Raw genomic sequence first — 16,832 nt, 5'->3', positions numbered from 1 at the left:
CGGAGTCAGGCGCGCATTCCGCCCTGCAGGGCGGGGCGCGCGAACGTCGCCGCGATGGTCGCCGAGCCGAGCACGCGGTCGCCGTCGTACAGGACCGCCGCCTGGCCCTTGGCCACGCCGCGCGCGGGCGCGCGCAGCGTGATCCGCAGCGCGTCGCCGTCCAGGACCGCCGTGCAGTCGTACACCTCGCCGTGCGCCCGCAACTGCACCTGGCAGTCGTATGGCACGGTCAGCGGCTCGCCCAGCCAGACCGGGCGCTCGCCGTGGATCTCGTGGACGTCCAGGGCCTCACGGGGTCCGACCGTCACCGTGTTGTCCACCGGCGAGATGTCGAGGACGTAACGCGGCCGGCCGTCGGGCGCCGGGCGGCCGAGCCGCAGGCCCTTGCGCTGGCCGATCGTGTACGCGAACGCGCCTTCGTGCTCGCCGAGGACCTCACCCGACGTGTCGACGATCCGGCCCTTCTCCGCGCCGAGCCGGTCGGCCAGGAAGCGCTGGGTGTCGCCGTCGGCGATGAAGCAGATGTCGTGGCTGTCCGGCTTGTCGGCGACCGCCAGCCCGCGGCGCTCGGCCTCCCGGCGCACCTCCGCCTTGGTGATGTCACCGAGCGGGAACATCGCGTGCGCCAGCTGCTCGCGCGTGCACACCGCCAGGACGTACGACTGGTCCTTGCCGAGGTCGACGCTCCGGCGCAACACCCCGTCGACCAGCCGTGCGTGGTGGCCGGTGCACACCGCGTCGAAGCCCAGGGCGAGCGCCTTGTCCAGCAGCGCCTGGAACTTGATCTTCTCGTTGCAGCGTAGGCACGGATTGGGCGTACGGCCCGCGGCGTACTCGGCGACGAAGTCCTGAACGACGTCCCGGTCGAACCGCTCGGCCATGTCCCACACGTAGAACGGAATGCCGATCACGTCGGCGGCCCGCCGCGCGTCGCGGGCGTCCTCAAGCGTGCAACACCCCCGCGCGCCGGTGCGGTACGACTGCGGGTTGGACGAGAGCGCCAGGTGCACGCCGGTCACGTCGTGCCCCGCCTCGGCGGCGCGAGCGGCGGCCACGGCGGAGTCGACACCGCCCGACATGGCGGCGAGTACGCGAAGAGTCATGACCTCAACGAGGGTACGCGCTCCCACCCCCTCCCCGCCCAACCGTCCCGAGCGACATACCCGGATGAAGCAGGAATAGCGGCTGCGATCTGTAGCGATCCACACACGAAGCGTGTTCACATCGTCTACGGTGCGCCGCGTGGGATCCTTTGCATACCTGGACGAGGCCGACGCCGAACCGACGCCCGCCCGTCCCGGCCTCTACCTAGTCGCGGCGGCGATCATCGAGACCGCCCACCTTGCACAGTGCGAAGCACTGCTCCGCGCCCTCGTGCGAGAAGAAGACGTGCACTCCAAGGGACACCGGCGGCTGCATCTGTCGCGCATAAAAGACCGGCATCGCAAGCATGAACTCGCCACCCTGCTGGCAAGTCTGCGCGGGACACGCTTCGCAGTCGGCTGGACATCGGGGTACGCCGATCCCAAGGCACGAGAGCGCATCCGCGCCAAAATTCTCTGGGAATTTCTCCCCCACCTGGCGGCGAAGGAGGGGGCAGGCGGCATCTTGCTGGAACAACGCGAAGACGCGAAGCTACGAGCCGCCGACGCCCGTACCATCGGCCGGCTGCGCGACGGCGGTTTTCTGGACCTCGCCCTCCCGATCGACCAGGCACCGGCGTCGACGGCTCCCGGTCTATGGATGGCCGATGCCGCAGCGGCAGCCTGGCGGCGCGACCTCGTCGAAGGGAAGGACAACTGGTCGAGGTGGTACGCACCCCACACCAATTTGATCGAGGTGGCTTGCCGGTCCTAGAAACGCGCGAAGCCGGGCTCCCGGCTGTGCGGGGGTTCCCGGCTTCACTTCCGAACCCCGATGAGGTCGGCTAGTGGTCATAGGTTCGCGCATAGAGACGCTCCTGTCAAGTCGCTCCGTACCGAATCAGTCACGGTGAGCGACGGTCGGCCTGCTCCCACTCCTAAGATCTCGGTGGGGAAACGCGCGTGCGTAGTCTGGAACGGTGACCGTCGGCCGTACGATTGGCCGCACCATGGGAATCTTCCGACGCTCTCCAGGTAATCCGTCGCCCAACGCCGCCATCGCCCGGTTCTGGGAGTGGTGGCCGGAGGTTCGGGAACGGCTGGACGGCGGCGTGCCCGAGGACGTCGCCGAGCAGATCAGCGAGCACGTCGAGGCGATGCACCCCGACCTCGAGTGGGAGATCGGTCCGGGGCCGAGCCTGACGGTTAGCGGCGGCGGGGTGGGCGAGCTGCGCGGCATCGCCGAGCGCTGGTATCGGGCCGCGCCCGACGACGGCTGGGAGTACCGCGCGGCGCGGGCCGCCGATCCGGACATGCTGGACGGCAAGCTTCAGCTCGAGGACCACGAGTTCGACCTCAGCTACGTGAAGACGGGGCTGCGGGCGGACGCGCGCCGGGCGCGCGTCGACGTCACGGCGTACCACCCGGACTTCCTGTTCGTGCCCGAGGAGACGCAGCTCGCTCTCACGTACCGCGTGCTGGACTGGGCGCTGGGCGAGGACGACGTGGCGCGGTGGATCGGCAACGTCACGGTCGTCACCGGGGAGCCGATGGACGCGCTGCCGCCGTCGATGCTGTCCGCGGTCGTCCAGCAGGTCGCGGCGCCGTTCTCCGAGCCGGCATGGCTGACCGGCGAGGGCCGCACGCCGCTGGGTCACGCCGCCCGGGTGGCCGTGCGATTCCCGCTGCACCGGCAGGACCATCCGCTGTGCGATCTGTACGTCGCGGTGGCGCTGCCGTACGCGCACGCCAACCCCGATCGGCTTCCGGTCGAGCCGTCGTCGTCGGCGCTGCGGGAGTTCGAGAAGTCGATCGAGGCGATGGGCGAGCGGGCCGTCCTGGCCGCGCACGAGAGCGGCGACGGGCGGCGGGTGTTCCACCTGTACGTCGATCCGGACTCCGGCGTGGTCGCGGAGCTGGACCAGCTCGCGGCGGCCTGGGCGGAGGGCCGGGCGAAGGTCTCCTCGCAGCCGGACCCGGCGTGGGAGGTCCTGGAGCCGTACCAGCCCTGACCCCTTGAGTGCGGCTGACGACGGACCAGATCGGACGGCGCCGACGCGGACCAGGCGGTGCTGAGCCGCCGACGCGGACCCTGACCGCGTCGTCCGGTCGGTCAGGCGGTGCCGGCGCGGCGGGCGCGTTCGACGACGGGGGCGATGGCCTCCGCGACGGCGTCGATGTCGGCCTGGGTGGTCGTGTGGCCGAGGGAGAACCGCAGGGAGCCGCGGGCCCGCGCGAGGTCGGCGCCCATCGCGAGGAGGACGTGGCTGGGTTCGGCGACGCCGGCGGAGCACGCCGAGCCGGTCGAGCACTCGACGCCCCGGGCGTCGAGCAGCATCAGCAGCGCGTCGCCCTCGCAGCCGGGGAAGGACAGGTGCGCGTTGCCGGGGAGCCGGTCCTTCGGGTCGCCGTTGAGCACGACGTCGGGCACGGCCGTACGGACGCGGTCGATGAGGTCGTCGCGGAGCCGTGCGAGTCGCTCGGCCTCGGCGGTGCGGCGGGCCACGGCGACGCGCATCGCGGCGGCGAAGCCGACGATCGCGGCGGTGTCGAGGGTGCCGGATCGTACGTCGCGCTCCTGGCCGCCGCCGTGCAGGACGGGGACGGGGTCGAGGCCCTTGGCGAGCAGCAGGGCGCCGGCGCCGACCGGTCCGCCGATCTTGTGCCCGGTGATGGTCATGGCGTCCGCGGCGAACGTGACGGGGAGCTGCGCGACCGCCTGGACGGCGTCGGTGTGGAACGGGATGCCGTGCTCGCGGGCGATCGCGGCGAGCTCGGCGACCGGCTGGATGGTGCCGATCTCGTTGTTGGCCCACATGACGCTGATGACCGCGACCGTGCCGGGGTCGCGGTCGATCGCGGTCCGGAGGGTGTCGGGCTGGACGCGGCCGTCCGGGTCGACGGGCAGGTGCTCGACGGTCGCGCCCTCGTGGTCGGCGAGCCACTGGGCGGAGTCGAGCACCGCGTGGTGCTCGATGGCGCTGACGAGGACGCGGGTCCGGGCCGGGTCGGCGCTCCGGCGGGTCCAGAAGACGCCCTTGAGGGCGAGGTTGTCGGCCTCGGTGCCGCCGCTGGTGAAGATCACCTCGCTGGGCCGGGTCCCCATCGCCTCGGCAATGATCTCCCGCGACTCCTCGACGACGCGGCGGGCGGCGCGGCCGGAGGCGTGCAGTGACGACGGGTTGCCGATGCGCGAGAGCTCCGCGGTCATCGCCTCGATCGCCTCGGGCAGCATGGGCGTGGTCGCCGCGTGATCCAGGTACACCATGGCGGCCCCAGCCTATCCGCGCCGCCGCCGGCGGACCACGGCGGCGGCACGGACCGGCCATGGCGGCTCAGAGGGTGAGGCCGCCCTCACACTTGAGCACGGTGCCGGTGACGAAGCCGGCGCCTATGAGGTAGCGGACCGCGTCGGCGATGTCCTGTGGGCGGCCGACCCGGCCGACGGGGGTCTGCTCGGCGAAGGCGGCGAACTGCTCGCGCCGCTGCTCCTCCGGGAGGAATGCCCACCACGGCGTGTCGATCACGCCCGGCGAGACCGCGTTGACCCGGATCGGCGCCAGCTCTGCGGCCAGGGGCGGCACGGCGCACTCCAGCGCGCCATTGACGGCCGCCAGACCCGCCGTGCCGGGCATCGAGCCCTGAGCGCTGGCGGCGGTGATGAAGGTGATCGACCCGTTCTCGGCGATCGTGTCGAGGGCCGCCTGCGCGGCCAGCAGGTGGGGGAAGAACTTGCCGTCGAAGCCGGCGCGCAGGTCGTCCAGCTTGAGGTCGCGCAACGTGCCGCCACCGCTGGCACTGCTCAGCGTGAGGACCAGGTGGTCGAATCGGCCGTGCCGGGCGAAGAACGCGCGCACGTCCTCTTCGGACCGGCCGTCCACGGCCTCGGCCACGGCGACCTTGCCGGCGACCGCCTCCAGCTTCTCCGGGTCGCGTCCGGTCACGAGCACCTCGTCACCGTTCGCGGCGCAGGTCTCGGCGATCGCCAGCCCGATGCCCGACGTACCGCCCATCACGACAACGCGCATGATGTCTCCAAATATTTAGACGCTTCGTCTCGTAATATATTCGAGACGCCGAGTCTTGTAAAGTGAGGCCATGAGCGACGACACTCGGCGGCCCGGACGTCCCCGCAGCGAAACGGCCCGGCTGGCGATCCTCAAGGCGACGCACGACGAACTCCTCGATCGCGGCTACGGCGAGCTGACGATGGCGGGGATCGCCGCGCGGGCCGGCGTCGGCAAACAGACGATCTACCGGTGGTGGCGGTCCAAGGCGGAGGTGGCGCTCGACGCCCTGCTGAACGTCGCGTCGGAGGGCATCCCGATCCCCGACGAAGGCGGCCTCGAAGCCGACCTGGACGCCTTCCTCCGCCGCACGTTCGAGCTGCAGGAGCCGTCGCGGCCGATCCTGATGGGCCTGCTGGCCGAGTCGCTGCTCGACCCGGTGTTCGCCGAGGCGTTCCGTGACCGCTTCCTCGCCGGCCGGCGCGCGGCGCTGCGCACGATACTGGAGCGCGCCGTGGCCCGCGGCGAGATCTCCGCCGACGAGGATCTCGGGCTGCTGCTGGACGTGGTGTACGGCCTGCTCTGGTACCGCATGTTGTTTCAGCACGCCCCGCTGAACGACGCCGCCGCCCGGGACATCACGGCGCTTATCGCGCGGTCTGTCCGTATTGGGGAATAACTGTACCGTCCAGACGGTATAGTAGAGATGTCATGAAACGAGATGCCCTCCTTGATGCCGCCGAGGCTCTGCTCTGTGAGCAGGGCACCCAGGCGCTCACGCTGTCCGCGGTCGCCGAGCGCGCCCAGGTCAGCAAGGGCGGGCTGCTCTACCACTTCCCCAACAAAGAGGCCCTGATCAGGGGCCTGGTGGAGCGGCTGATCGAGGAGTTCGACGCGCTGATCGCCTCGTACGAGACGAGCGGCCCCGGGTCGTACACCCGTGCCTTCGTCGAGGCGAACCTCGCCGTCGTCATGGACCGCGACCACTCGCGGCTGCTGCGACGATGGGCGACGGTCAGCGCGGCGGCCGCCGATCCGGCGCTGCTCACGCAGCTTCGCGAGGCGATGCACCGCTGGCACGACGTCGACCCCGCCGACGACCCGGATCCGGTCGCCGCCCAGGTCGCGCGGCTGGCGGCCGAGGGGCTCTGGGAGGTCGTGATGCACGACCCCGACCTTTATGACGAGGCGCAGCTGGAGACGCTGCGCCAACGGCTGCTCGCCCTCCTGTAGCGGCCACCACCACCAACGACCGAGCCGGCGCCCGATCGGGTGCCGGTCCTTCCGTGCGCAACACGGCACACAGAATGAGGTGAAATCATGACGTCTCGCGTCCTCGTCCGGGCCCGCCTGGGCACCGTGCTGACGTTCGCCCTGGCCGGCATGCTCTGCGGAGTCTGGGTGTCACGGACGCCGGCCCTCGCGGACAAGTTCGGGATGAGGGAGGGCGATGTCGGCGTGGCCATCCTGGTCTGGGGGATCGGCGCCATCATCGCGATGCAGGGCCTGCGAGGCGTCATGGCACGACTGGGCGGCGCTGCGGTCCTGAAGGTCGCCGCGCCGCTGACGGCGGTCAGCCTGGCCCTGGTCGGGCTGGCGCCCACCAAGGCACTGCTGTTCGTCGCGGTCGCGCTGTTCGGGATGGCCTTCGGACTCACCGACATCGGCATGAACGCGCAGGCCAGCGCCGTGGAACGGTCCTACGAACGGCCCATCATGAACGGCATGCACGCCGGGTGGTGCGCGGGCGGCATCTCCGGCGGGCTGATCGGTTCCCTGAGCGCCTCGGCCGGGCTGTCGTTCGCCGAGACGCTCGTCGGCGGCGCGATCCTCGCCTTCCCCCTGACGATCGTCCTCGGCCGCACCTACATCCCCGACACCACGGCCGCCGCCGGCGGCAAGGGCCGTGCGCGGCTGCCGCTCGTCGTGTACCTCATCGGCGTGCTGGCGTTCGTCGCCTTCATGATGGAGGGCACGATCGCGGACTGGAGCGGGCTGTACCTCAACCGCGAGCTCGGCGCGACGCAGTCGATCGCCGCCCTCGCCTACCCGCTGTTCGAGGCCGCCATGCTCGCCGGCCGGCTCGTCGGCGACCGGGTCCGCGCCCGGCTGGGCACCCGGCGGATGCTGACGTACGCGGGTCTGGGCACGGCGGCCGCCATCACGGTCGTGGTCCTGGCCCCGGCGACGCCGGTCGCGCTCGTCGGCTTCGGGCTGGTCGGGCTGGCGGTCTGCACCGTGATCCCGACGATGATCTCGGTGGCCGGCTCGGTGGTGCCCGGCCGGTCCGCCGCGGCGGTCGGGCAGGTCGGCGCGATGGGCTACGGCGGGCTGGTGCTCGGGCCAGTGGTGATCGGGTTCCTCGCCGACGCGGCGTCGCTGCGGGTCGGGCTGAGCCTCGCGATCGTCCTCGCCCTGCTCATCGCGGCCAGCGCCCGCTTCGTGCCGACCCGCCGTCTCTTCGCGGTGGCGGCCGAGCGCGACGTGGAGCCCGAGCCCGTACGGCTCGCGGCCTGATCCACGGAAACGGGTCGGGGTTGAGGCTCCCGTGTGCCACCACCCCGACCTGCGCTACCGGCCCGTGCCGGCCAGCATGAATCGGCCGACCGGCAGGCACGGTCGACGACGCGCACGTCGCCGACCAACCGTGCAGGATCTGGTCGATCTTCGCCGGTGGGCAGTCGACGCCCTGACGGGCTGACCTCGCTCGAATTTTCGAATCACCGCGCGGAATGCACACGCTGGTCGCTACTGTGCGCATATGCCTGGTCACGCATCATCCGGTCGTGTCGCATGAGCCACAAGCTCCCGTTGGCCGCCGATCAGGTGGCCCGGACGGCGACCGCCCGGGTGCTGCTGCGTGGTGGGGTGGATGAGAAGACCGGGGAGGCCCTGACCGCCCGGACGGTGGCTGAGCGGGTGGGCTGGGCCGTGGACCTAGTCGCCGGGATGACCGCCGGGTGCACGCCGATCTGGCGTTCTCCCACCCCGTCCCCAAAGCCGAACGCAAGGGTCACACGACGGCGCTGGGCGTGGACTAGGGCCTGACTGAACACCCTGCTCAGCGCGGGGGCCTGCCGGTTGCGTCCCGACGGCACCATCACCGCGTTCGGGGCCGGGGCGATGTTCAGGGCCGGTGGGGTGATGGCCCGCCAGCACCGGCTGCGCCGCCATGGGGAACACCTGCACGCCAAAACCGACTCCTACGCCCGCCTCATCGGCAGCCAAGAGGATCATCATCTGGCCGCCGAGCACGCCGTACTGACGGCCGAGAGCGAGCATGTGGCCGATCGACGGTCGGGTCTGAACGACGCGCTGGCCTGGGCAGCGGCGCGGTGGGTCGTGGATCAGGCGATCGCCGCGGACGCGAGTGTGATCTATGTGGAGGATCTGCGGTCGATGGAGGCCAAGGGCATGGGCCGCACCCTCAACACCCGACTGTCCCAGACCGTGCGCGGGAAGATCGTCGGTAACATGCGGCACCTGGCCACCGAGGTCGGCATCGCCGTCGTCACCGTCCCGGCCCGCAACACCTCCAGGCGCTGCCCGCAGTGCCTGGTGCCGCTGCGGCACTGCAAAGCACCCGACCGGCCCACCACACCCGGATTGAAATGGGCGATCTGCCCCGACCGGGACTGCGGCTGGCAGGGCGACCGTGATCATGGCGCGTGGCGGCGCATCGCCGCCCGTGGCCTGACCCACCAGCACAACACCACCGTCAACCGCGCCACCGGTCAGATGACCATCAGCCGCATCGTCGACACGCTCGAAGTCCGCGCGGTCGTCGCCCCGACCGCGCCCGAGCAACACCAGGCCAGCGGGGGTGACCGGTCCAAGACCGGACCAACCCCGCGCCGAACCCCACGCCCCGCGCCCAGGCGACGCGGGGCACCCTCCACCCCCAGCCCCCAAAGGCCGGCGGGTCAGCGTACGGAGGGACACGTTCACACGGACCGCAAGCCGCCCCGCGCGGCCTGGCGGCACCAGGGCGTGCGTACGATCAGCTCAAACACCCCCACCACCCGCCGGAACCACCCACGGCACCGGCCGCGAGGGGCAGCGCTGGGCGCAGGATTCCACCTGCACGCCCACGCCACCCCACCACGATGGGCAGATCCCCCAGTCACAACACCCAATGTGACTACGGATCCCTAAGCTGATCAGAGACGCTGAGCGTCGCGACCGGCTCTTCCGGGTCACCGCCGGTCTTCTTGGCCTCACCGCTCATGCCCCGCCGGCTCAGCGGGGCCGCCCAGCCGTTGCGGTCCTGTTCCAGGCCGTGGGCAACTTGAAGAACGACTCAACCATGTAGCCGGAGGCGAACATGGCGGAGTTCAGCTCGGGCTGGGACGACGGGCACGCTATGGTCGGCCCACACAAAGGCACAGCTCGATCACCCGTAACGACCGCCGAACATCCGCTGAACAGGCGATTCGCCCTTTTGCGCACCTCTCGGCCGGACCCACCACGGCGACACGCGAAGTGAATCATTTACATCGATCAATTAGTGATCGTAAGTTCTCTTCAAGAGCCTGAGGAGAGCTGCATGGTCCTTCGCCACGTCCTGTCCCTCGCCACCGCCGCGCTGCTCGGCGGCGCACTCGCCGCCGGGCCTCTCGCCGCCCCCGCCGGCGCCCGTACCCGGCCCACCGGACGTATCCGATCCTGCTCGGCGCCCGCGACGGCCCAGCGCCAGTTGCGCGGCGTCTGGATCGCCTCCGTCACCAACATCGACTGGCCGTCCTCGCCCGGCCTGCCGATCGCCCGCCAGCAGGCGGAGTACGTCCGCCTGCTCGACAACGCCGTCGCCCGGCACCTGAACGCGGTGTTCGTCCAGGTACGGCCGACGGCCGACGCGTTCTGGCCGTCCCCGTACGAGCCCTGGTCCCAGTGGCTGACCGGCACGCAGGGCAAGAACCCGGGATACGACCCGCTGGCGTTCCTGGTCCGCGAAGCGCACGCGCGGGGCCTGGAGTTCCACGCGTGGTTCAACCCGTACCGGGTGTCGATGAAGGCCGACCCGAGCCTGCTGACGCCGGACCACCCTGCCCGCCGCCATCCCGGCTGGGTGCACCCGTACGGCGGCAAGCTCTACTACGACCCGGGCATCCCCGCCGTCCGCCGCTTCGTCGAACGCGCGATGCTCGACGCGGTGCGCCGCTACGACATCGACGGTGTCCACTTCGACGACTACTTCTACCCCTATCCGAGCGGCGGCGCGGACTTCCCCGACGACGCGACGTTCGCCCGGTACGGCTCCGGGTTCGCCGACAAGGCGTCGTGGCGGCGGCACAACATCGACCTGCTCGTACGGGAGATGGACCGCCGGATCCACGCCCTCAAACCGTGGGTGAAGTTCGGGATCAGCCCGTTCGGCATCTGGCGGAACAAGACCTCCGACCCCGAGGGCTCGGACACGAACGGCACCGAGTCGTACACCGCGATCTCGGCCGACACGCGCGGCTGGGTGAAGAAGCGGTGGATCGACTACATCGCCCCGCAGGTCTACTGGTACATCGGGTTCGCGATCGCCGACTACGCCAAGCTCGTCCCGTGGTGGGCCCGGCAGGTCGCCGGCACGGGCGTGCAGCTGTACATCGGCCAGGCCGACTACCGGCAGGGCGCCGCCGGGCAGGCCGCACCCTGGCAGGACCCGGCCGAGCTGTCCCGGCACCTCACGTTCGATCAGGCGTATCCGCAGGTGGCCGGGGACATCCACTTCAGCGCCAAGGACATGGACGCCGACCGGATCGGCGCGGTGAGCCGCATGGTCGCCGACCACTACGCCCGCCCGGCGCTGGTGCCGCTCATGCCGCGGCTCGGCGGGCGCGCCCCGCACCGGCCGCAGCCCGTCGTCGAGGGCTCCACGGTCACCTGGCGGCCGGTCCGAGGGGCGGCGCGGTACGCGGTCTACCGGTTCGACGGCCCGGCCGCCGGGTGCGACCTCGACGAGGCCCACCGGGTCGCCGTGACCGGCGGCACGTCCTTCACCGACGGCACCGCCGAGCCGGGCCGGGCGTACGTCTACGTCGTCACCGCACTGGACCGCCTGTGGAACGAGAGCGGGGGGACGCCCACCGGGCTCCAGTGAGACGGGACGCCCACCGGCTCCAGTGACACGACACCGCCGTGACCTCCCGCTCCGGAGGTCACGGCGGTGTGCCGGATACGGGTCAGCCGACGGTGGAGACCGTCACGTCGGAGGTCTTCACGAAGTAGGCACGGTGACCGAACTGGATCTCGTAGTACTTCGTCGAGTCCTTGTACAGCACGTGCTTGGTGCTGTCGTACGTGACCGAGTGGTAGTACTCACCGGTCTCGCTGCCGAGGAGGGCGTACTTCTGTCCCGCGGCGACCGTGTACTTCAGCGGCTCGGCGACCCTGTCCGCCGGCGGGGTGACGCTCAGCTTGGCCGGGTAGGCCATGCCCCAGATCTTCGCCGACTTCTTGAGGGTGACGATCTTGCCCGGCGCCGCTACGGCGGTGCGGTTGGACCTGGGGTTGTAGAACCAGGCCTTCTGCCCCAGGTACCAGATCGCGACCCACGAGCCGCTCTTCCCGGCGACCGCGTAGGTCTGGCCGGTCGAGGCCCGCGCGGAGTGGTCGTAGACGCTCATCGTCGCCTTGCCGCTGCCGGGGTGCAGCCCGACGTCCTTGACCAGCGGGGCGGTCTTGCCGGGCTTGGTGCGCAGCATGATGGACGCGCCGCCGTGCGACGGGCACTTGGCGGACGGGTGGGCGGAGTCGCAGCCCGTGTACGCCACCTTGTTCTTGGCGTAGTTCGGCAGGATCATCACCCGGGACTTAACTGTGGTCGAGCCCTTCAGCGGCTTGCCGAGCAGGCTGAAGTAGTGCGCCCAGTCCCAGTACGGGCCCGGGTCCTGGTGCATCTGGGAGACGGCGCTCATGGCCCGGCCGGGCACGTTGTCATGGCCGAGGATGTGCCCCCGGTCGAGCGGGACGCCGTAGGTCGCGGCCAGGTGGCCGACCAGCTTCGCCGAGGCGCGGTACATCGCCTCGGTGTACCACGCGCCCTTGGCGACGTAGCCCTCGTGCTCGACGCCGATCGACTTCGAGTTGATGTACCAGTTCCCGGCGTGCTTGCCGACGTCCTTGACCCGCACGTGCTGGGCGATGTGCCCGTCCTTCGAGCGGATCGTGAAGTGCCACCCCAGGTAGGTCGGGTCCTGCACCGACTTCACCGCCGACGCGTACGACGACTCCGTGTCGTGGATGACGATGAAGTCGATCTTCTGCTGGGCGGGCCGGTTCGCCTTTTCGTGGTTGCCGTACTTGGACGGGTCCTTGGGGTCCAGCTGCTTGTACGGCGCGGGGATCCACTCGCACTTCAGGCTCGCCGGGCAGTCGGTGGCCGCCGCGGCGGCCACTCCCTTCGCGGCGACCGGGGCGGCCTTGGGGTCGGCGGCGAGCGTGACCCGCTGGCCGTCGTCGGTGGTCCGGGTCTCGCCGGAGCGGATCACCGAGAAGACCTCGTCGGCGAACCAGGCGGTCCCGCCGTAGCGGGTGACGGCGGCGTACCACTGGGCCGGGTCGGCGCCGAGCGGTTTGTGCGCGTCCCGCTGGTACTTCGCCAGCAGCGCCGCGCCGCCCGCGATGTTGGCGACCGGGTTGATACGCAGCTTCCCCACGTCGACGCCGGTCAGCCGGGCCGCCTCCGGCAGGGTCTGCGGTTCCGCGACCGCGGCGGTCTTCGGCGCGGCGGCGGCGCCGAAGTCGTCACCGCCGCCCTGCTCGATCCCGCCGCCCGAGGCGGCGGCGACCTGGGTCAGGTGCATCGGGCCGTACCCGCCGCTCACGCTCGGCAGGCCGCCGTTGGTGTCCCAGCGCGACTCCAGGTACGACACGCCGAGCAGGACGCTCTCCGGCACCTTGTAGCGCTTCGCCGCGACGGCGTACGCCGTCTGCCGTGTCGGCGAGGACGAAGACTGCAGACCCGCCGCTGACAAGGACGAGGACTGCTGGGCATAGACGGCGCCGGCGGCGACGGCCGCCACCAGGGCGGCCCCCGCGCCGATCGCGCGACGTCGGTTGGACATCTCGGTGATCCCCCAAGATCGAATAGACCCCGGAAGACTGCCGGAGCGGTCAGATCGCGTCAACCGAAACGTCGGAATTGGCTGCTATTTCGCTTGCGGACAGCGGGCCGCCGGGGATCACGCCGTACGGCCGCGATCCCCGGCGGCCGGTCGTTCCGTCAGCGGACGCCGTAGGCGCGGATCACCGTCTGGTCGACCACTCCCGCGACGGCGGTGCGCAGCGACACGTAGCCGGACGACGGGTTGTGAACGGTCCCGGTCCACGCCGTGCCGTCCTTGTGCAGCGCGACGTCGGCCCAGGTCGCACCGTCGTCGTAGGAGACCCGCAGCGTCGGGGTGCCGTCGGTGCCGTCGGGCACGACGGTGACGGCCTGGTCCGCGCCGGCCTTGCCACGGCTGTCCGCGTCCAGCGCCGTGCGGTAGCGGAGCGCCGGCAGTGTCACCTTCGGGCCGTCGTCCACGGTCAGGTCCCACACGTCGTGCTGCCTGGTGGCCAGAGCGGACCAGGGGGCGGCGCGCTCGGCGTCGATCGTGAGCGTGTACTTGCCCGGCCCGGGCGCGGTCCAGCCGTTGCTCGTGCCGGGGACGTCGCTCGTGGCGACGACCTTCCCGGCGGCATCGCGCAGGGTCGAGGTGCCCGTCATGTGCGCGTACGGCCCGAGTTCGCTCTTCGCGTCGGCGGAGGACAGCATCGGCGTGATCAGGGCCGGCTCCCCGCCTGGGCCGTTGGCGCTCCAGTAGATCAAGCCGGCGGACGGGCCGAGCGGCGCCGCGTTCCATGCCCGCGTGTACGACCCGGCACGCGGGAAGTTCACCTTGCGGGTCCGGACGTCGGTGTCGCCGAACGCGAACCCGCAGTCGGCGCCGGTGACCATATCGTCGACCGACCAGTCGAGTCCCGGCGTGAAGTACTCGGTGCGGGTGGTCGGCAGCGAGCCGAGTCCCGTGTAGGGAAGGATGCTGATCGCGGCGCCCCAGTCCACCCCGGCGTGCGTTCCGCCGCAGGCCGGACCGCCTTCCGCCGCGTAGGTGGTCCGCACGGCCGCCAGCGCGCTCGTCCGGGCCCGGAGGACCGGGTCGGCGGGAATGCCGGGCGACGCGACGGCGATGTCGTACACGTACGGGCTGCCGGTCTCGGCGCCCTTCCTGGTCAGCGTCGCCTGGACACGGTAGGTGAGCTCACCGTCGGTCCCGGCCGGCGTGATGTAGAAGTCCGGGCCCCCGTCCAGCGCGACCGTCTCCGGTCCGGATCCGAGGTCCTGGGTCAGTTGGACGGTGAGGTCCTTCACCCCCGCGTCGGCGCGGTCCACGGCCGCCGTGACCGGCCGGCCCTGCCGGGCGTCGAGCGTGAGGGAGGTGTCTTCGGTGATGGAGACTTTCGACCGGAAGACGAGGGTGGCCGACGTGACGCCGGTCTTCTCCGGCGTCTTGACGCGCGCGTAGACCGCGTAGTCACCCGCGGGGATGGCGCCCTCGAGATGCCCGTCGACGGGCGTGGCTTCGAACCAGTCGCCTCCGCCGAACGCCATGAACTCCACCGAGGACACGTTGTCCGCCGTCGGCGCGGCTCCGGCGCGGTCGAGGACGTCGACTTTCACGGTCGGTGTCGGCCCCGCGAACCGGCGGCTGCCGAGCGGGATCGGCTTGCGCATCGGCCCGCCGGTGACGATCTTGCTCTTGAGGTCTTGCGCCTTGCCGGCCGGCGTGGACGTGACCGGTCGCGGTGCGGCATGGGCAGCCTGAACCGTACCGGCGGTGAGGGCGGCCATGGCTCCGAACGCCACGACGGCTCTGACGAGTGCCAAGAGATCTCCTTCGAGGGGACCGGGACCGTCACGGCGACGGCCTCCGCCCGATGGGTGTCCGGCACCTCGTCGGGCATTTCACGGCCTGGTGGGACGGCCGGGCGGTCGTTCCCGGCTCAGGAGGACGTGGCCGCCGGCCCGGGCGACCTCACCATGGCTGCTCGAAGATCCGCGAAATGCTACGGATCGGCCGGACACGTCCGAGGTGACCGCGCGCATCCGCGGGCCGGCACCGACCGAGAGGAGAGGGTCCTTGGGACCTCTCGACGAGAGAAGGCGAAGATTCGAGGAGATCTACGCCGCCTGCCATGACCCGGTCCTCGGGTACGTCATGCGCCGCACCGAGGACGGTCACGACGCCGCCGACGTCCTCGCCGAGACCTTCCTGGTCGCCTGGCGGCGGCTCGACGAGATCCCGGCCGGCGACCGGGCCCGCCCATGGTTGTTCGGCGTGGCGCGCCGGGTCCTGGCCAACCACCGGCGCGGCGAGCGGCGGCGCACGGCCCTCGGCGACCGGCTGCGTACCGAACTCGGCAACGCCGACCGGGCCGCCGATCACCACATCGAGTCCGGGGCGGTCGCGGAAGCGTTCCGCAGCCTGTCCGACGACGACCGCGAACTGCTGTCCCTGGTCGGCTGGGAAGGCCTGGACGCCGGTCAGATCGCGACCGTGCTCGGCTGCTCCCGCAACGCCGTGCGCATCCGGCTGCACCGGGCGCGCAAGCGGTTCGCGCGCGAGCTGAAGAGCAGGGACGCCAACGGGGAGTCGCATCTGCGACGAGCGCGGATCGCGGAGGAAGAGCACGCATGAACCACGACAAGCTGATCAGGCGGCTCGCGCCGATCACCGACGAGGAGGCCGCCCGCATGGTAAGCCCGCAGGCCAGGACCGAACTGGCCGAACAGATCACCGCCACCGCCGTTCCGGCGCGACACCGGGCCCGGCGCGGCCGGCTGCTGACCATCGGCGTGCCGCTGGCCGCCGCCGCGGCCACCGTCGCGATCGCGGTCGCCGTCACCTCCACGGGCTCCGGCGGCACGCACACGACGCCCACGCCGTCACAGCGCTCGAGCGGCGGGCCCGTGAAGGTCCAGCTGGCGGCGCTGAGCTTCTCGACCCAGGGGAAGTACCTGGTGGTCAAGGTCAAGGACCCGCTGGCCGATCCGGCGCGGTACCGGAAGGAGTTCGCCGCGCACGGCATGAACATCGACCTGACGCTGGTCCCGGCGTCTCCGACGATCGTCGGGACGGTGGTGATGTCGGAGGGCCCGCTCGAGACGATCACCGCGCCCGGACGGTGCCGCACCGGGGGCGGCGGCGCCTGCCCGGTGGGCGTGAAGATCCCGCTCGGGTACAAGGAGCACGCCCAGGTCGTCTTCGGGCGTGCTGCCAGGCCCGGTGAGCACTACAACTCCACCGCACCGGTCGACGCGCCCGGTGAGGTCATGCACGGGATGACCTACCGCGGGCGTACGGTCGCCGAGGTCGTGTCGATGCTGAAGAAGCGGCACGTCACCGTGCCGGAGTACCGGTACGTGGGCGCCGACGGCGACAACGCGCCGTACCGAAACGGCGTGCCGCCGGAGAAGGTGCAGCCGGGCTGGTTCGTGCACGACGCCGTCCCGTGGGCACAGAACCAGGTCCTGCTGTTCGTCGGCCCGACGCGGCAGGTCCACGACGCTCGCACGCCGGTTCCGGGCGCCCCGTTGGCGACGCCGACGGCGAAGTGACGCCCACCGACGCGGGAACGCCTGAGCGATCCTGTCCAGGCGTCCCGTCTCCGACGGCAAGGTGACACCCACGGACACAGGCACGCCTGAGCGACCCTGTCCAGGCGCCCCGTCTCCGACGCCGACGGCAAGGTGACGCTTCCCGAACAC

At 71.2% G+C, this 16,832-nt stretch carries 15 protein-coding genes; 10 read left to right on the top strand and 5 right to left on the bottom strand.

Annotation, left to right across the window (positions count from 1 at the left end; all coding sequences use genetic code 11):
• Positions 1 to 5: 5 nt before the first annotated feature.
• On the bottom strand, positions 6 to 1,103 hold the full coding sequence (mnmA, locus tag AB0I04_RS22175; protein WP_360887216.1) for a tRNA 2-thiouridine(34) synthase MnmA: 1,098 nt from the start codon (positions 1,101 to 1,103) through the stop codon (positions 6 to 8).
• A gap of 139 nt (positions 1,104 to 1,242) precedes the next feature.
• Here mnmA and AB0I04_RS22170 point away from each other — a divergent pair, with 139 nt between their 5' ends.
• Both AB0I04_RS22170 and AB0I04_RS22165 read left to right on the top strand, forming a co-directional pair.
• On the top strand, positions 1,243 to 1,857 hold the full coding sequence (locus tag AB0I04_RS22170) for a hypothetical protein (protein ID WP_360887213.1): 615 nt from the start codon (positions 1,243 to 1,245) through the stop codon (positions 1,855 to 1,857).
• Between the two features lie 235 nt (positions 1,858 to 2,092).
• The gene (locus AB0I04_RS22165; RefSeq protein WP_360887210.1) at positions 2,093 to 3,094 is read left to right on the top strand and encodes a DUF695 domain-containing protein; all 1,002 of its coding nucleotides are present in this window, start codon (positions 2,093 to 2,095) and stop codon (positions 3,092 to 3,094) included.
• Positions 3,095 to 3,195: 101 nt separating this feature from the next.
• Here the strand turns inward: AB0I04_RS22165 and AB0I04_RS22160 are convergent, their stop codons facing one another.
• Positions 3,196 to 4,350, bottom strand: a complete 1,155-nt coding sequence (locus tag AB0I04_RS22160) for a cysteine desulfurase family protein (RefSeq protein WP_360887207.1) — start codon at positions 4,348 to 4,350, stop codon at positions 3,196 to 3,198.
• 67 nt (positions 4,351 to 4,417) lie between these two features.
• The gene (locus tag AB0I04_RS22155) at positions 4,418 to 5,110 is read right to left on the bottom strand and encodes an SDR family oxidoreductase (protein ID WP_360887204.1); all 693 of its coding nucleotides are present in this window, start codon (positions 5,108 to 5,110) and stop codon (positions 4,418 to 4,420) included.
• Between the two features lie 70 nt (positions 5,111 to 5,180).
• On the opposite strand from AB0I04_RS22155, the gene AB0I04_RS22150 reads away from it, so the two are divergent.
• The 6 genes from AB0I04_RS22150 (at position 5,181) to AB0I04_RS22125 (ending at position 11,180) form a co-directional block, all read left to right on the top strand.
• Complete coding sequence (locus AB0I04_RS22150) at positions 5,181 to 5,768, top strand: TetR/AcrR family transcriptional regulator (RefSeq protein WP_360887202.1); 588 nt, start codon at positions 5,181 to 5,183, stop codon at positions 5,766 to 5,768.
• Positions 5,769 to 5,800: 32 nt separating this feature from the next.
• Positions 5,801 to 6,322 (top strand): TetR/AcrR family transcriptional regulator, encoded by a 522-nt coding sequence (locus tag AB0I04_RS22145; protein ID WP_360887200.1) that lies wholly within the window; start codon positions 5,801 to 5,803, stop codon positions 6,320 to 6,322.
• Positions 6,323 to 6,409: 87 nt separating this feature from the next.
• A complete protein-coding gene (locus AB0I04_RS22140) occupies positions 6,410 to 7,606 on the top strand; it encodes an MFS transporter (RefSeq protein WP_360887197.1) in 1,197 nt (398 codons plus the stop codon).
• A 276-nt stretch (positions 7,607 to 7,882) separates the two neighbouring features.
• Entirely contained in the window at positions 7,883 to 8,137 is a 255-nt protein-coding gene (locus AB0I04_RS22135) for a hypothetical protein (RefSeq protein WP_360887193.1), read from the top strand.
• A gap of 33 nt (positions 8,138 to 8,170) precedes the next feature.
• Positions 8,171 to 9,244: a zinc ribbon domain-containing protein gene (locus AB0I04_RS22130; RefSeq protein WP_360887191.1), complete on the top strand. Its 1,074-nt coding sequence runs from the start codon at positions 8,171 to 8,173 to the stop codon at positions 9,242 to 9,244.
• A 391-nt stretch (positions 9,245 to 9,635) separates the two neighbouring features.
• Positions 9,636 to 11,180, top strand: coding sequence for a family 10 glycosylhydrolase (locus AB0I04_RS22125; RefSeq protein WP_360887188.1), 1,545 nt, complete (start codon positions 9,636 to 9,638; stop codon positions 11,178 to 11,180).
• A gap of 82 nt (positions 11,181 to 11,262) precedes the next feature.
• On the opposite strand, the gene AB0I04_RS22120 is transcribed toward AB0I04_RS22125, so the two are convergent.
• Positions 11,263 to 13,146, bottom strand: coding sequence for a peptidoglycan recognition family protein (locus AB0I04_RS22120; protein ID WP_360887185.1), 1,884 nt, complete (start codon positions 13,144 to 13,146; stop codon positions 11,263 to 11,265).
• A gap of 158 nt (positions 13,147 to 13,304) precedes the next feature.
• Positions 13,305 to 14,951, bottom strand: a complete 1,647-nt coding sequence (locus AB0I04_RS22115) for a hypothetical protein (RefSeq protein WP_360887182.1) — start codon at positions 14,949 to 14,951, stop codon at positions 13,305 to 13,307.
• 253 nt (positions 14,952 to 15,204) lie between these two features.
• Between AB0I04_RS22115 and AB0I04_RS22110 the strand changes: the two genes are divergently transcribed.
• Complete coding sequence (locus AB0I04_RS22110; RefSeq protein WP_360887179.1) at positions 15,205 to 15,762, top strand: sigma-70 family RNA polymerase sigma factor; 558 nt, start codon at positions 15,205 to 15,207, stop codon at positions 15,760 to 15,762.
• Positions 15,759 to 16,682 (top strand): hypothetical protein, encoded by a 924-nt coding sequence (locus AB0I04_RS22105; protein ID WP_360887176.1) that lies wholly within the window; start codon positions 15,759 to 15,761, stop codon positions 16,680 to 16,682. The genes AB0I04_RS22110 and AB0I04_RS22105 overlap by 4 nt, the downstream gene beginning before the upstream one ends.
• Positions 16,683 to 16,832: the final 150 nt, after the last annotated feature.

Origin of the sequence: Actinoallomurus sp. NPDC050550, from assembly GCF_040655075.1 — a bacterium.
Lineage (GTDB): Bacteria > Actinomycetota > Actinomycetes > Streptosporangiales > Streptosporangiaceae > Actinoallomurus.
The sequence above is the reverse complement of the archived record's forward strand: the minus strand, read 5'-3'. Positions and strand labels throughout refer to the sequence as shown.

Bases quoted from the DNA above. Each gene is read 5' to 3' on its own strand.
- mnmA (WP_360887216.1), bottom strand. From the start codon at position 1,103: ATGACTCTTCGCGTACTCGCCGCCATGTCGGGCGGTGTCGACTCCGCC.
- AB0I04_RS22165 (WP_360887210.1), top strand. From the start codon at position 2,093: ATGGGAATCTTCCGACGCTCTCCAGGTAATCCGTCGCCCAACGCCGCC.
- AB0I04_RS22160 (WP_360887207.1), bottom strand. From the start codon at position 4,350: ATGGTGTACCTGGATCACGCGGCGACCACGCCCATGCTGCCCGAGGCG.
- AB0I04_RS22155 (WP_360887204.1), bottom strand. From the start codon at position 5,110: ATGCGCGTTGTCGTGATGGGCGGTACGTCGGGCATCGGGCTGGCGATC.
- AB0I04_RS22150 (WP_360887202.1), top strand. From the start codon at position 5,181: ATGAGCGACGACACTCGGCGGCCCGGACGTCCCCGCAGCGAAACGGCC.
- AB0I04_RS22145 (WP_360887200.1), top strand. From the start codon at position 5,801: ATGAAACGAGATGCCCTCCTTGATGCCGCCGAGGCTCTGCTCTGTGAG.
- AB0I04_RS22140 (WP_360887197.1), top strand. From the start codon at position 6,410: ATGACGTCTCGCGTCCTCGTCCGGGCCCGCCTGGGCACCGTGCTGACG.
- AB0I04_RS22135 (WP_360887193.1), top strand. From the start codon at position 7,883: ATGAGCCACAAGCTCCCGTTGGCCGCCGATCAGGTGGCCCGGACGGCG.
- AB0I04_RS22125 (WP_360887188.1), top strand. From the start codon at position 9,636: ATGGTCCTTCGCCACGTCCTGTCCCTCGCCACCGCCGCGCTGCTCGGC.
- AB0I04_RS22120 (WP_360887185.1), bottom strand. From the start codon at position 13,146: ATGTCCAACCGACGTCGCGCGATCGGCGCGGGGGCCGCCCTGGTGGCG.
- AB0I04_RS22105 (WP_360887176.1), top strand. From the start codon at position 15,759: ATGAACCACGACAAGCTGATCAGGCGGCTCGCGCCGATCACCGACGAG.